The 14,695-nt window shown below is 67.5% G+C and carries 10 protein-coding genes; 8 read left to right on the plus strand and 2 right to left on the minus strand.

The window, feature by feature from the left end:
- Window positions 1-63 precede the first annotated feature (63 nt).
- The 6 genes from AC3A6R_RS02855 to AC3A6R_RS02880 all read left to right on the plus strand — a co-directional run bounded on the left by AC3A6R_RS02855 (window position 64) and on the right by AC3A6R_RS02880 (window position 9,741).
- On the plus strand, window positions 64-1,977 hold the full coding sequence (locus AC3A6R_RS02855; protein WP_487863720.1) for a propionate--CoA ligase: 1,914 nt from the start codon (window positions 64-66) through the stop codon (window positions 1,975-1,977).
- Between the two features lie 179 nt (window positions 1,978-2,156).
- Window positions 2,157-5,033, plus strand: a complete 2,877-nt coding sequence (locus tag AC3A6R_RS02860; RefSeq protein WP_487863721.1) for a 2-oxoglutarate dehydrogenase E1 component — start codon at window positions 2,157-2,159, stop codon at window positions 5,031-5,033.
- A gap of 67 nt (window positions 5,034-5,100) precedes the next feature.
- Window positions 5,101-6,372 carry a 2-oxoglutarate dehydrogenase complex dihydrolipoyllysine-residue succinyltransferase gene (gene odhB / locus AC3A6R_RS02865; protein ID WP_487858804.1) on the plus strand — a complete coding sequence of 424 codons (1,272 nt, stop codon included), beginning with the start codon at window positions 5,101-5,103 and terminating at the stop codon, window positions 6,370-6,372.
- A 166-nt stretch (window positions 6,373-6,538) separates the two neighbouring features.
- Window positions 6,539-7,966, plus strand: a complete 1,428-nt coding sequence (lpdA, locus tag AC3A6R_RS02870; RefSeq protein WP_487863722.1) for a dihydrolipoyl dehydrogenase — start codon at window positions 6,539-6,541, stop codon at window positions 7,964-7,966.
- A gap of 12 nt (window positions 7,967-7,978) precedes the next feature.
- Complete coding sequence (gene zapE / locus AC3A6R_RS02875; protein ID WP_487858806.1) at window positions 7,979-9,079, plus strand: cell division protein ZapE; 1,101 nt, start codon at window positions 7,979-7,981, stop codon at window positions 9,077-9,079.
- Window positions 9,076-9,741, plus strand: coding sequence for a hypothetical protein (locus tag AC3A6R_RS02880; protein ID WP_487863723.1), 666 nt, complete (start codon window positions 9,076-9,078; stop codon window positions 9,739-9,741). The genes zapE and AC3A6R_RS02880 overlap by 4 nt, the downstream gene beginning before the upstream one ends.
- Window positions 9,742-9,769: 28 nt before the next feature.
- On the opposite strand, the gene AC3A6R_RS02885 is transcribed toward AC3A6R_RS02880, so the two are convergent.
- Window positions 9,770-10,537 (minus strand): PP2C family protein-serine/threonine phosphatase, encoded by a 768-nt coding sequence (locus tag AC3A6R_RS02885; protein WP_487858808.1) that lies wholly within the window; start codon window positions 10,535-10,537, stop codon window positions 9,770-9,772.
- Between the two features lie 63 nt (window positions 10,538-10,600).
- On the opposite strand from AC3A6R_RS02885, the gene yoaA reads away from it, so the two are divergent.
- Entirely contained in the window at window positions 10,601-12,766 is a 2,166-nt protein-coding gene (gene yoaA / locus AC3A6R_RS02890) for a DNA repair helicase YoaA (RefSeq protein WP_487863724.1), read from the plus strand.
- 63 nt (window positions 12,767-12,829) lie between these two features.
- Here the strand turns inward: yoaA and AC3A6R_RS02895 are convergent, their stop codons facing one another.
- Window positions 12,830-13,636 carry an outer membrane protein assembly factor BamD gene (locus AC3A6R_RS02895; protein WP_487863725.1) on the minus strand — a complete coding sequence of 269 codons (807 nt, stop codon included), beginning with the start codon at window positions 13,634-13,636 and terminating at the stop codon, window positions 12,830-12,832.
- Here AC3A6R_RS02895 and AC3A6R_RS02900 point away from each other — a divergent pair.
- Complete coding sequence (locus AC3A6R_RS02900) at window positions 13,621-14,676, plus strand: RluA family pseudouridine synthase (protein ID WP_487859340.1); 1,056 nt, start codon at window positions 13,621-13,623, stop codon at window positions 14,674-14,676. The genes AC3A6R_RS02895 and AC3A6R_RS02900 overlap by 16 nt on opposite strands.
- Window positions 14,677-14,695: the final 19 nt, after the last annotated feature.

Genomic DNA, 14,695 nt, shown 5'->3' on the forward strand with positions numbered 1-14,695 from the left:
GCGGGGCCGGCAAAGGCGCTGGCAACCAGAATCGAAGCCGCGAGATTCACAGGAGACATGCAGATGAGCCGCTACGAAGAGTTCCATCGCCAGTCCATCGAGGCGCCCGAGGCGTTCTGGGCCGAGCAGGCGAAGCTGATCGACTGGCACGCGCCCCCAGAGCAGGTGCTCGACGCGAGCGAGCCGCCGTTCGCACGCTGGTTCGTCGGCGGCACCACCAACCTCTGCCACAACGCGGTCGACCGCCACCTGGCCGCGCGCGGCGACCAGCCTGCGTTGATCTTCGTCTCGACCGAGACCGGCACCGAAAGAAGCTACAGCTTCAGCGAACTGCACGCCGAGGTGCAGCGCACGGCCGCCAGCCTGGTCGAGCTCGGGGTCGAAAAGGGCGACCGCGTGCTGATCTACATGCCGATGATCCCGGAGGCAGCATTCGCGATGCTGGCCTGCTCGCGCATCGGCGCCATCCACTGCGTGGTGTTCGGCGGTTTCGCGAGCGGATCGCTGGCCTCGCGCATCGAGGATGCCGAACCCAAGGTGATCGTCAGCGCCGACGCGGGATCGCGCGGCGGCAAGGTCATCGCGTACAAGCCGCTGCTCGACGAGGCGATCCGCCTGTCGACGCACAAGCCCGCCGCCGTGCTGCTGGCCGACCGCGGCCTGGCGCCCATGGCACTGACCGCCGGCCGGGACCATCTCGCAAGCGAACTGCGGCAGAAGCACCTCGACGCCGAGGTGCCCTGCGCATGGCTCGCCGCCACCGACATCAGCTACACCATCTACACCAGCGGAACGACCGGCCGGCCCAAGGGCGTGCAGCGCGACGTGGGCGGCTATGCCGTGGCGCTCGCGGCGAGCATGAAGCACATCTTCGACGGCCGCGCCGGCGAAACCTACTTCTGCACCAGCGACATCGGCTGGGTGGTGGGCCACAGCTACATCGTCTACGGCCCGCTCATCGCCGGCATGGCGACCCTCATGTACGAAGGCCTGCCGACGCAGGGCATCGACCGGCAGCCCGACGGCGGCATCTGGTGGCGACTGGTCGAAAAATACCGCGTGACGGTGATGTTCAGCGCGCCCACCGCGGTGCGCGTGCTGAAGAGGCAGGACCCGGCACTGCTGAAGGCCCATGACCTGTCGAGCCTGCGCGCGTTGTTCCTCGCGGGCGAACCGCTCGACGAGCCCACGGGCCGCTGGATCGGCGAGGGCCTCGGCGTGCCGATCATCGACAACTACTGGCAGACCGAATCGGGCTGGCCGATTATCACCATCGCCAACGGCGTGGAGCGCAAGCCGAGCAAGTTGGGCAGCCCCGGCGTGCCGATGTACGGCTACAACGTGAAGATCCTGCACGAGGCGACCGGCGAGGAACTCACCGGCGCCAACCAGAAGGGCGTGGTGGTCATCGAAGGCCCGACGCCGCCTGGCTTCATGCAGACGGTGTGGCGGGACGACGCGCGCTTTGTCGACACCTACTGGAAGAGCGTGCCCGGCCGGATGGTCTATTCGACCTTCGACTGGGGCATTCGCGACGAGGACGGCTACTTCTACATCCTCGGGCGTACCGACGACGTGATCAACGTGGCGGGCCATCGCCTGGGCACGCGCGAGATCGAGGAAAGCATTTCCGGCCACCCGGGCGTGGCCGAGGTGGCGGTGGTGGGCGTGGCCGACACGCTCAAGGGCCAGGTCGCGATGGCCTTTGTCGTGCCGCGGGAGGGCGCCGCGCTGGCCGATGCCGATGCGGCGCTGAAGCTCGAGGGCGAGATCATGAAGCGGGTCGCCGACCAGCTCGGCGCCCTGGCGCGACCAGCCCGGGTGCGCTTCGTGGGCGGGCTGCCCAAGACCCGCAGCGGCAAATTGCTGCGGCGCGCCATCCAGGCCGTCTGCGAGCAGCGCGATCCCGGCGACCTGACCACCATGGACGACCCCGCGACGCTGCGGCAGATCCGGCAGTCACTTTCCCTTTCCTGAGCGTCGAACACTGGCCCTTGTGCCGCCGCGCCACACCGTCACAGGGTGAACGTGGCACAATGCCCCAGTACTCAGGCCCTTCCCCAGCCACAGTCGCATCCGCCAACCGGTTCAGCCGTGTCGCGGAAGGTTTCTCAACCAGCTAATGCTTCCTGCAGGGAAGCGAAGGTCAGCGGATCATGAGCGATTCCCCCAAGCCCTCGGCGTACGCCGCGTATCAGGGCAACACGTACCTCTTCGGCGGCAACGCGCCGTATGTCGAAGAGATGTACGAGAACTATCTTTCCAATCCCGGAAGCGTTCCCGACAACTGGCGCACCTACTTCGACGCGCTGCAGAACGTGCCCGCCGTCGACGGTTCGAACACGCGCGACGTGCCGCACTTGCCGGTCGTCAACGCCTTTGCCGAGCGCGCCAAGCAGGGCACGACCAAGGTCGTGCAGGCGAGCGGTGCCGACTCCGAACTCGGCCGCAAGCGCACCGCCGTCCAGCAGCTGATCGCCGCCTACCGCAACGTCGGCGCCCGCTGGGCCGACCTCGATCCGCTCAAGCGCGCCGAGCGCCCGGCGATTCCGGAGCTCGAACCCTCGTTCTACGGCTTCACCGATGCCGACCTCGAGACGGTGTTCAACACCAGCAATACCTTCTTCGGCAAGGAGACCATGTCGCTGCGCGACCTGCTCAATGCCTTGCGCGAAACGTACTGCGGCACGATGGGCGCCGAGTACATGTACACCACCGACCAGAACCACAAGCGTTGGTGGCAGCAGAAGCTCGAGAGCGCGCGCACCAACCCGCAGCTCACGACCGAGCAGAAGAAGCACGTGCTCAACCGCCTGACGGCCGCCGAAGGCCTCGAGCGCTTCCTGCACACCAAGTACGTCGGCCAAAAGCGCTTCTCGCTCGAAGGCGGCGAGAGCTTCATCGTCTCGATGGACGAGCTGATCAACCAAGCCGGCATCCGCGGCGTGCAGGAAATCGTCATCGGCATGGCCCACCGCGGCCGCCTCAACGTGCTGGTCAACTCGCTCGGCAAGATGCCGGCCGACCTGTTCGCCGAGTTCGACCACACCGCGCCCGAAGACCTGCCGAGCGGCGACGTGAAGTACCACCAGGGCTTCAGCTCCGACGTGACCACCCCCGGCGGCCCGGTCCACCTGAGCCTCGCGTTCAACCCTTCGCACCTCGAGATCGTGAACCCGGTGGTCGAGGGTTCGGTTCGCGCCCGCATGGACCGCCGCGCCGACCCGCAGGGCAAGCAGGTGCTGCCCGTGCTGGTGCACGGTGACGCAGCCTTCGCGGGCCAGGGCGTCGTGATGGAGACGCTGGCGCTGGCCGAGACGCGTGGCTACTTCACCGGCGGCACGGTGCACATCGTCATCAACAACCAGATCGGCTTCACCACCAGCGACCCGCGCGACAGCCGCTCGACGCTGTACTGCTCGGACATCGTCAAGATGATCGAGGCGCCGGTGCTGCACGTGAACGGCGACGATCCCGAAGCCGTGGTGCTCGCGACCCAGCTCGCCCTCGAATTCCGCATGGAGTTCCAGAAGGACGTGGTGGTCGACATCATCTGCTTCCGCAAGCTCGGCCACAACGAGCAGGACACGCCGTCGCTCACGCAGCCGCTCATGTACAAGAAGATCGCGCAGCACCCCGGCACGCGCAGGCTGTACGCCGACAAGCTGGCCACGCAGGGCCTCGGCGACACGCTCGGCGACGACATGGTCAAGGCCCAGCGCGCCGCCTTCGACGAAGGCCGCAACACGGTCGACCCGGTGCTCACGAACTTCAAGAGCAAGTACGCCGTCGACTGGAGCCCGTACCTCAACAAGAAGTGGACCGACGCCTCCGACACCGCGATTCCGACCACCGAGTGGAAGCGGCTGGCAGAAAAAATCACGACCGTGCCCGAAGGCTTTACGGTGCATCCGCTCGTGAAGAAGGTGCTCGACGACCGCGCCGCGATGGGCCGCGGCGAGGTGAACGTCGATTGGGGCATGGGCGAACACATGGCCTATGCCTCGCTGGTGGCCAGCGGATATCCGGTGCGACTGTCGGGTGAAGACTCGGGCCGCGGAACGTTCACGCACCGCCATGCCGTGCTGCACGACCAGAACCGCGAGAAGTTCGACGAAGGCACCTACACGCCCCTGCAGAACGTGGCTGAAAACCAGGCTCCGTTCGTCGTCATCGACTCCATCCTCTCGGAAGAGGCTGTGCTCGCATTCGAGTATGGCTATGCCTCGAACGACCCGAACACGCTCGTCATCTGGGAAGCCCAGTTCGGCGACTTCGTGAATGGCGCCCAGGTGGTGATCGACCAGTTCATCGCCTCGGGCGAAGTGAAGTGGGGCCGTGTCAACGGCCTCACGATGATGCTGCCGCACGGCTACGAGGGCCAGGGCCCCGAGCACAGCTCGGCGCGCCTCGAGCGCTTCATGCAACTGTCGGCCGACATCAACATGCAGGTGGTGCAACCGACCACGGCCAGCCAGATCTTCCACGTGCTGCGCCGCCAGATGGTGCGCAGCCTGCGCAAGCCGCTGATCATCATGACGCCGAAGTCGCTGCTGCGGAACAAGGACGCGACGTCGCCGCTGTCCGAGTTCACCAAGGGCAGCTTCCAGACCGTGATCCCGGACAACAAGGCCTTGAAGGCCGAGAAGGTCAAGCGCCTGATCGCCTGCTCGGGCAAGGTCTACTACGACCTCGCCAAGAAGCGCGAAGAGCGCGGCGACGAGGACGTGGCGATCGTGCGCGTCGAGCAGCTCTATCCGTTCCCGCACAAGGTGTTTGCCGCGGAGATCAAGAAGTACCCGAACCTCGTCGACGTGGTCTGGTGCCAGGACGAGCCGCAGAACCAGGGCGCCTGGTTCTTCGTGCAGCACTACATCCACGAGAACATGCAGGAAGGCCAGAAGCTCGGCTACTCCGGCCGCGCCGCTTCGGCGTCGCCCGCCGTCGGTTACTCGCACCTGCACCAGGAACAGCAGAAGGCGCTCGTCGATGGCGCGTTCGGCAAGCTCAAGGGCTTCGTGCTGACCAAGTAGCAGTCGCCAATACGCCAAGCCTCCTTTCAAACGAACACCCTGAAGAACAAAACGGAGCTCACTCCAAATGTCCATCGTAGAAGTCAAAGTCCCCCAGCTTTCCGAATCCGTGGCCGAAGCCACCATGCTCACCTGGAAGAAGAAGGCCGGCGAAGCCGTCGCTGTCGATGAAATCCTGATCGAGATCGAGACCGACAAGGTCGTGCTCGAAGTGCCCGCACCCTCCGCCGGCGTGCTGGCCGAGATCGTGCAGCCCGACGGCGCCACCGTGGTCGCCGAACAGGTGATCGCGAAGATCGACACCGAGGGCAAGGCCAGCGCTGCGGCACCTGCCGCTGCAGCCGCTCCGGCGGCCGCACCGGCGGCTGCCGCTCCGGCACCCGCCGCGGTCGCAGCCGCCACCGGTGGCGCCAAGTCCGACGTCGCCATGCCGGCCGCAGCCAAGCTGCTGGCCGACAACAACCTGAAGACCAGCGACGTGGCCGGCACCGGCAAGGACGGCCGCGTCACCAAGGGCGACGTGCTCGGCGCCGTGGCTTCGGGCGCCAAGCCCGCGGCCGCTGCCGCCATCCCCACGCCGGCCGCCAAGCCAGCGCTGCCGCAGGTCGCGCCACCGGCCGGCGCGCCCGACCTGGGCGAACGCCCCGAGCAGCGCGTGCCGATGAGCCGCCTGCGCGCGCGCATCGCCGAACGCCTGCTGCAGTCGCAGTCGACCAACGCGATCCTCACGACCTTCAACGAGGTCAACATGGCGCCTGTCATGGAACTGCGCAAGCGCTTCCAGGACAGCTTCACCAAGGAACACGGCGTGAAGCTCGGCTTCATGAGCTTCTTCGTGAAGGCCGCGGTCCATGCGCTCAAGAAGTACCCGGTGATCAATGCGTCGGTGGACGGCAACGACATCCTGTACCACGGCTACTTCGACATCGGCATTGCCGTCGGTTCGCCGCGCGGCCTGGTGGTGCCGATCCTGCGCAACGCCGACCAGATGAGCTTCGCCGACATCGAGAAGAAGATCGCCGAGTACGGCAAGAAGGCCCAGGAGGGCAAGCTCGGCATCGAGGAGATGACCGGCGGCACGTTCTCGATCTCGAACGGCGGCACCTTCGGCTCGATGCTGTCGACCCCGATCATCAACCCGCCGCAGTCGGCCATCCTCGGCGTGCACGCGACCAAGGACCGCGCGGTGGTGGAGAACGGCCAGATCGTCATCCGCCCGATGAACTATCTCGCCATGAGCTACGACCACCGCATCATCGACGGCCGCGAAGCCGTGCTGGGCCTGGTCGCCATGAAGGAAGCGCTCGAAGATCCGTCGCGCCTCCTGTTCGACATCTGATCGAATTCTGTCCCACCCCCGTGGCTTGCTCACTTCGTGTGGCCGCCTTCCCCCTCGAGGGGGCGCACCCAGCGGCCCGGCAAAGCCGGTTCCGCGGGTGCTCCCGAACGGGCTTCGCTTCGCTTGCCTTTGAGCGGAGACGGTACGCGAAACACTGAAAGAAATCATGTCCAAACAATTTGACGTCGTCGTCATCGGCGGCGGCCCCGGCGGCTACATCGCCGCGATCCGTGCGGCCCAGCTCGGCTTCAACGTGGCCTGCATCGACGAGTGGAAGAACGGCAAGGGCGGCCCCGCACCGGGCGGAACCTGCACCAACGTCGGCTGCATTCCCTCGAAGGCGCTGCTGCAATCGTCGGAGCACTACGAGCAGGCCGGCCACCACTTCGCCGACCACGGCATCAAGGTCGAGGGCCTGGGCCTGGACATCGACAAGATGCTGGCCCGCAAGGACCAGGTCGTGAAGCAGAACAACGACGGCATCCTGTACCTGTTCAAGAAGAACAAGATCACGTTCTTCCACGGCCGCGGCTCGTTCGTGAAGGCGGACGACGCCGGCTACGAGATCAAGGTCGCGGGCACCGCCGAGGAATCGATCAGCGGCAAGCACATCGTCCTGGCCACGGGCTCCAACGCCCGCGCGCTGCCGGGCGCGCCGTTCGACGAGGAGAACATCCTCTCGAACGACGGCGCACTGCGCATCGGCGCCGTGCCCAAGAAGCTGGGCCTGATCGGCTCGGGCGTCATCGGCCTCGAGATGGGCTCGGTGTGGCGCCGCCTGGGCGCCGAAGTCACGGTGCTCGAAGCGCTGCCGACCTTCCTCGGCGCGGTCGACGAGCAGATCGCCAAGGAAGCCAAGAAGGCCTTCGACAAGCAGAAGCTCAAGATCGAACTCGGCGTCAAGGTCGGCGAGATCAAGACGTCCAAGAAGGGCGTGAGCGTGGCCTGGACCAATGCCAAAGGCGAAGCCCAGACGCTCGAAGTCGACAAGCTGATCGTCTCGATCGGCCGCGTGCCCAACACCATCGGCCTCAACGCCGAAGCGGTGGGCCTGAAGCTCGACGAGCGCGGCGCGATTGCCGTGGACGACGACTGCAAAACCAGCCTGCCCAACGTCTGGGCCATCGGCGACGTGGTGCGTGGCCCGATGCTCGCGCACAAGGCCGAGGAAGAGGGCGTTGCCGTGGCGGAGCGCATCGCGGGGCAGCACGGCCACGTCAACTTCAACACGGTGCCGTGGGTGATCTACACCAGCCCCGAGATCGCATGGGTCGGCCAGACCGAGCAGCAGCTCAAGGCCGCGGGGCGCGCCTACAAGGCCGGCACCTTCCCGTTCCTTGCGAACGGCCGCGCGCGCGCACTCGGCGACACGACCGGCATGGTCAAGTTCCTGGCCGATGCAGCCACCGACGAGATCCTTGGCGTGCACATCGTGGGCCCGCAGGCGAGCGAGCTGATCTCCGAAGCCGTGGTGGCGATGGAGTTCAAGGCCAGCGCCGAGGACATCGCGCGCATCTGCCATGCGCACCCGTCGCTGTCGGAAGCCACCAAGGAAGCCGCACTGGCGGTGGACAAGCGCACGCTCAACTTCTGACGCGCTGATCCATTGACCAGCGTCAAAGAGGCCTACGAGAAGGAACTCGCCGCGCGCGGGTTCCAAAGCGATCCCGCGCAGCTGCACGCCGTGGAGGCGTTGGACCGCTGCGCGAACGAATGGGCCGGCTACAAGGCCCAGCGTTCCAACGCGTTGAAGAAGCTGATCAACCGGCCAGAGCTGCCGCGCGGCGTGTACATGTACGGCGGCGTGGGGCGCGGCAAGAGTTTCCTCATGGACCTCTTCTTCAACGCCGTGCCGCTGCGCCGCAAGACGCGGCTGCATTTCCACGAGTTCATGCGCGAGGTGCACCGCGAACTGCGCGACCTGCAGGGCACGGTGAATCCGCTCGACGAGCTGGGGCTGCGGATCTCCAAGCGCTACAAGCTGATCTGCTTCGACGAGTTCCACGTCGCCGACATCACCGACGCGATGATCCTTCATCGGCTCCTGGTGTCGCTGTTCGAGAACGGCGTGGGTTTTGTCACCACCTCCAACTTCAAGCCCGACGACCTCTATCCCGGCGGGCTGCACCGCGACCGCATCCTGCCCGCGATCGCGCTGCTGAACGAGAAGCTCGAAGTGCTCAGCGTGGACAACGGCACCGACTACCGGCGCCGCACGCTCGAGCAGTTGCGCATGTACCTCACGCCGAACGATGCGGCGGCCGAGAAGGAGATGCGCAAGGCGTTCGAGAAGCTGGCCGAGACGGCCGACGAAAACCCGATCCTGCACATCGAGCAGCGCGAGATCCGCGCGCGGCGCAAGGCCGGCGGCGTGGTCTGGTTCGACTTCAAGACGCTGTGCGGCGGCCCGCGCTCGCAGAACGACTATCTCGAGATCGCGAGCCAGTTCCACACCGTGCTGCTGTCCGACGTGCCGCACATGCCGGTGCGCATGGCTTCCGAGGCGCGCCGCTTCACCTGGCTGGTCGACGTCTTGTACGACCGGCGCTGCAAGCTCATCATGTCGGCCGAGGTGGCGCCGGAGGCGTTGTACACCGAGGGACCGCTGGCGCATGAATTCCCGCGGACGGTTTCCAGGCTCACCGAAATGCAATCGAGCGAGTTCCTGTCCCTGGAACGCCGCATCGTCGACACCCGACTGACATGAAACATACCGTTTTAGCCGTGCTGATGATGCTGGGCAGTCTGCCGCTGTGGGCGCAGTCCAATGCGGCCGCGGGCAGTGCCGACTTCGAGGCCGAGCGCAGCCGACTGGCTGCCGAGCGCGCGGCCATCGAGATCCGCTTCGAGCGGGAACGCGCCGTCTGCTACCAGAAGTTCGCCGTCGAAGACTGCCTGCGCGACAGCCGCCAGCGCCGCCGCACCGAGACGGACCACATCAAGCGCCAGGAATCCGCGATCAACGACATCGAGCGCCAACGCCGTGGCGCCGCCGAACTCCAGAAGCTCGACGAGAAGGCGGCGACGCGCCGACCCGAGGACGCGCCCGAAAAGCAGGAAGCAGCGCGTCAGTCCCAACAAGACCGCGAGCAGCGCGCCGCCGACCATGCCGCGAGCCGCGCCGCCACCGCGGCCGAAGCCGACGAGCGCCGCCGCGAGTTCGAAGCCAAGCAGCGGGCCCAGGCCGAAGAACGGGCCAAGGCCGAACGCGAACGCGCCGCGGCGCCAGCCGCGGTCGAGCGCTTCGAGGCCAAGCAGCGCCGCGCCGCCGAGCACCGCGCCGACCGTGAGCGGCAGAACGCCGAGCGCACCAAGCCGCGCGGCGCACCGTTGCCGCCGGCCCCTGCGGCGTCTTCGCCCGCGCGCTGAGCGCGACTGCGCCGAGCGCCTCCGGCGCTCAGGCGTCCGGCAAGTCTTCGAGTTTCAGCACCGCGATCGAGAGGTTGTCGCCCGCGCCGCGCGCGCGGCGCCGCGCCTCGCCGACCAGGATTTCCACCGCATCGCGGGGCGCCTCGGCGTACAGCACGCTCGCCAGCTCTTCGTGGCTGAAGTAGTGCCAGAGCCCGTCGCTGCACGCCATCAGCAGGTCGCCGGGTGCCATGGCCGGAATCTGGTGCGGGTCGACGGGCGGGGGCGTCGTGGTCATGCCGAGACATCCGAGCAGGATGTTGCCCTTGGGATGGACGTTGGCCTGTGATTCGGTGATCTCGCCGCGATCGACCAGCACCTGCACGTACGAGTGGTCGCGCGTGCGCGTGACGAGCCGGCCGTCCCGGAAGTGGTAGATGCGCGAGTCGCCCGCGTGGATCCAGGCGCAGTCGCCGCGCGGGTTCATCAGGAAGGCCGCGAGCGTGCTGTGCGGTTCCTGCTCGCTCGACAGCGCGGTGAGCTTGATGACCGTGTGCGCGTCGTCGAGCAACTGGCGCAGCACAGAAGCCGCGCTGTCGCGCCCGGGCTGGTAGCGCGTGAACAGCTGGCGCGCGGTCATCAGCACCTGGTCGGAGGCCTTGCGCCCGCCGCTGCGCCCGCCCATGCCGTCGGCCACCACGCCCAGCATGCAGCCGGGCACGCGTGGATGGCTCATCATCAAGACCTGGTCCTGCTGATAGGGACGGTCTCCCTTGTGGAGGCCGGTGGCGGCGGCAAGTCGAAAGCCTTGGGGCATGGGCGGGGCGTCGGGGGCGCGCAGTCCGTCTTCTTGGGGGGTGGTTGCAGGACGTATTATCGAATGAACACGAGCTGCGCGCGGAATACGCTTGCAGCGCCAACGTTGGACTCCAATCTCCATTCCCTCTCCCCCCAATTGATCGAACCGCGCGTCGCCTGCGAGAGCGAAACACTCGAGGACAAGGTGCGCGACGCCTTCGCGCTGGGCGGTGTGCTGTCCCGCGCCGCCGAGCAGTTCCGCGAGCGCTCAGGCCAGACCGAGATGGCGCTGGCCGTCGCCCGCACCATCGAGGACGGCGGCATGCTCGTCGTCGAGGCTGGCACCGGTGTCGGCAAGACGTTTTCGTACCTGGTGCCGGCACTGCTGAGCGGCGAGCGCGTGCTGCTTTCCACGGCCACCAAGACGCTGCAGGACCAGCTTTTTGGCCGTGACCTGCCGCGACTGGTGGAGGCGCTCGCGCTGCCGGTGCGTACCGCGCTGCTCAAGGGGCGTGGGAGCTATCTCTGCCTGCACCGGCTCGACATGGCGCGCCACGACGCATCGCTGCCCGAGCGCGGCAGCCTGCGCACGCTGGCCAAGATCGAGCAATGGTCCAAGGCCACGCGCACCGGCGACCTCGCCGAGCTGCCCGGACTCGACGAGCGCTCGCCGCTCATTCCGCTGATCACCTCCACGCGCGAGAACTGCCTTGGCGCGCAATGCCCGCAGTTCAAGCCCTGCCATGTGAACCTCGCGCGACGCGAGGCGCTCGCGGCCGACGTGGTGGTCATCAACCATCACCTGTTCTTTGCCGACCTGGCAGTGCGCGAGACCGGCATGGCCGAGCTGCTGCCCTCGGTGAGCGTCGTCGTGTTCGACGAGGCGCACCAGCTCAACGAGACCGGCGTGCAGTTCCTCGGCGCGCAGCTCGGCAGCGGCCAGGCGCTCGATTTCGCGCGCGACATGCTCGGTGCCGGCCTTCAGCACGCGCGCGGGCTGGTCGACTGGCAGCAGCTCGTGGCCGCGGTCGACCGGGCGGCGCGCGAGCTGCGCCTCGCCGTCGGCAAGCAGTGGCCCGGCGCCAAGCTGCGCTGGGTCGGGCGTTCGCCAGAAGGCCTCGACGCGCAGACCTGGCAGGAGGCGCTCGATGCGCTGCAAACTGCCTTCGAGATGGCCGCCGAAGGGCTCGACATGGTCAGCGAGATCTCGCCCGACTTCGTGCGGCTGCACGAGCGGGCGCAACAGCTGGCGAAGCGCGCGGCGCGATTCGCGCAACCCTGCGCGGTCGATTCGGTGCGTTGGGTCGACGTGGGCACGCAGTTGCGGCTCGTCGAATCGCCGCTCGACATCGCCGAGGCCATGCGCACGCGCGTGCTCAAGATCGCGCAGGGCGAAGCCGGCGACGAGGCCGATGAGGGCGACGAGGGCAATGGCCGTGCGGCGCCGCGCGAGAGCCGCCGCGCCTGGGTCTTCACGTCGGCCACGCTCGGCGACGAACCGACGCTGCGCTGGTTCACAGAGCCCTGCGGGCTCGGCGACGCAGAGGTGCTCCGGGTGCGCAGTCCGTTCGACTACGCCGCGCAGGCGGGCCTCTACGTGCCCCGCACTTTTCCCAAGCCCAACGACGCCTCCCACAGCCTGCGCGTGGCCCAGCTCGCCGCGCGGGGCGCAGCCGAGCTCAATGGGCGCACGCTGGTGCTGACCACCACGCTGCGTGCCCTGCGCACGATCGGCGATGAGATGAAGAAGCAGTTCGAACAGATCGAGCCGCATCTGCGGCCCGAGGTACTGGTGCAAGGCGAACTGCCCAAGCGCGTGCTGATGGACCGCTTTCGCGAAGGCGCGGATGCGGGGCGCGCGGGCTGCGTGCTCGTGGCCTCGGCCTCGTTCTGGGAAGGCTTTGACGCGCCGGGCGACGCGCTGCAGCTGGTGGTGATCGACAAGCTGCCGTTCCCGCCGCCCAACGATCCGCTCGTCGAGGCGCGGTCGCAGCGCCTCGAGGCCCAGGGGCGCAGCGCATTCAACGACTACTCGCTGCCCGAGGCCGCCGTGGCGCTGAAGCAGGGGGCCGGGCGCCTGATCCGTCGTGAGACCGACTGCGGCGTGCTTGCGATCTGCGACACCCGACTCGTGGCCATGGGCTACGGCCGGCGCCTCGTGGCGGCGCTGCCGCCGATGCGGCGGCTCGAGAGCGAAGCCGATTTCGACGCCGCCATCGGCGAGCTGAAGAGCGCGCTCTCGGCCTGAGAGCCGTCGCTGGCAGCAGCCAAAGAGAAAGGCCCCGCGGGGCCTTTGCTTTGTCTTACCTGCTTACCAGACCTTCCACCAGGGATCGTCCTTGCCCTTGAATCCGTTCGCCAGGTATTGGCTCTGCGGATAGTTGGTGGTCAGCACGCGCTGCGCGTCGTCGCGCAGGTCCTTCATGCCGAGTGCGTCGTACGAGCGCACGATGATGTACAGGGCCTCTTCGAGCGCCGGCACTTCGCGGTAGTCGGCCAATGCGAGCTGCGCGCGGTTGATGGCGGCGAGGTAGGCGCCGCGCGAATAGTAGTAGCGCGCCACGTGCACTTCGTACTGGGCCAGCGAGTTGACGATGTAGTTCATGCGCTGGCGCGCGTCGGGCGCGTAGCGCGACTCGGGAAAGCGCGTGGTCAGTTCCCTGAACGATTCGAACGACTCCTTGGCGGCCTTCTGGTCGCGTTCGGAAAGGTCCTGGCGCGTCAGGAACGAGAACAGGCCGAGGTCGTCGTTGAAGTTGATCACGCCCTTGAGGTACAGCGCGTAGTCGAGCGCCGGGCTCGCCGGGTGCAGCTTCATGAAGCGGTCGATGGTGGCGATCGCGCTGGCCTTTTCGCCGGCCTTGTACTGCGCGTAAGCCTTCTCGAGCTGGGCCTGCTGCGCGAGTGGCGTGCCGGCGGCGCGGCCCTCGAGCTTCTCGTAGAGCGGCACGGCCTTGTCGTAGGCGCCCGAGTTGGCTTCGTCCTTGGCCTCCGAGTAGATACGGTTGGGGCTCCAGCTGGCGGTCTTGTCTTCCTTGGTGGAAGAGCAGCCGGTGGCCAGCAGAGCGGCCGCGCTGAGGGCGATCCATGCGGGGACCGATAATTTGGCGCGATACATCACAGACGGCTTTCGTGAAACAGTTGCCCCGAATTATATCGACCGACCCCCTGGACCTTCCCCTCGACGCTGCCGAGGTGGAGGAGGGCGCCGACCCGGTCGAAGCCAGCGAACTGCGGCCGTTCACGGTCGGGCCCGCGGAGCATGGGCTCCGGCTGGACCGCGCGCTGGCTGCGCTGGTGCCTGAATTTTCACGCAACTATTTGCAACAGCTGATCGAGGCCGGCACGGTCGAACTGCAGGGCCGCGTGCTGCAGAAGGCCTCGGCCACCGTGCGCGCCGGGCAGGTGGGCCGCATCGAGTTGCGCCCGACGCCTCAGAGCCAGGCCTTTCGTCCGGAGGCGATGGAGATCGTCACCCTGCACGAGGACGAGCACCTGCGCATCATCGACAAGCCGGCCGGCCTGGTCGTGCATCCGGCCCCGGGCCACTGGAGCGGTACGCTGCTGAATGGACTGCTGGCGCTCGATGCACGGGCGTCGCTGCTGCCGCGCGCAGGCATCGTGCACCGGCTCGATCGCGACACCAGCGGCCTGATGGTGGTGGCACGCACGCGGGCCGCCATGGACGCGCTGGTGGCGCTGATCGCCGCGCGCGAGGTCAAGCGGCAGTACCTCGCGCTCGCCCACAAGCCGTGGGCCGGTACGGCCTCGCGCCAGGTCGACGCGCCGATCGGCCGCGATCCGCGCAACCGCCTGCGCATGGCGGTGGTCGACCTCGAGCGCCATGCAGGCAAGACCGCGCGCACCTTCATCGAACGCCTCGACAGCAATGCGCAGGGCTGCGCCGTGCGTTGCACGCTCGAGACTGGCCGCACCCACCAGATCCGCGTGCACATGGCCTCGATCGGCCATCCGCTGGTGGCCGACGCCCTTTATGGCGGCGCACCCGCCGCGGGGCTGACGCGGCAGGCGCTGCATGCGTTCCGGCTTGCTTTCGTGCACCCCATGACCCAGGCGCCGCTCGAGTTCCGGGCCGCGCCGCCCCCGGACCTGGTGCATGCGCTGCAGGCCTGGGGGCTGGATTACAATCGCGCCTGACGGCCCAAGGGCCGCGCCG

This window comes from Variovorax sp. Soil_C_19 (genome assembly GCF_057657255.1).

Coding starts and splice junctions, on each gene's coding strand:
- AC3A6R_RS02855 (WP_487863720.1), top strand. CDS start 64: ATGAGCCGCTACGAAGAGTTCCATCGCCAGTCCATCGAGGCGCCCGAG.
- AC3A6R_RS02860 (WP_487863721.1), top strand. CDS start 2,157: ATGAGCGATTCCCCCAAGCCCTCGGCGTACGCCGCGTATCAGGGCAAC.
- odhB (WP_487858804.1), top strand. CDS start 5,101: ATGTCCATCGTAGAAGTCAAAGTCCCCCAGCTTTCCGAATCCGTGGCC.
- lpdA (WP_487863722.1), top strand. CDS start 6,539: ATGTCCAAACAATTTGACGTCGTCGTCATCGGCGGCGGCCCCGGCGGC.
- AC3A6R_RS02880 (WP_487863723.1), top strand. CDS start 9,076: ATGAAACATACCGTTTTAGCCGTGCTGATGATGCTGGGCAGTCTGCCG.
- AC3A6R_RS02885 (WP_487858808.1), bottom strand. CDS start 10,537: ATGCCCCAAGGCTTTCGACTTGCCGCCGCCACCGGCCTCCACAAGGGA.
- yoaA (WP_487863724.1), top strand. CDS start 10,601: ATGAACACGAGCTGCGCGCGGAATACGCTTGCAGCGCCAACGTTGGAC.
- AC3A6R_RS02895 (WP_487863725.1), bottom strand. CDS start 13,636: ATGTATCGCGCCAAATTATCGGTCCCCGCATGGATCGCCCTCAGCGCG.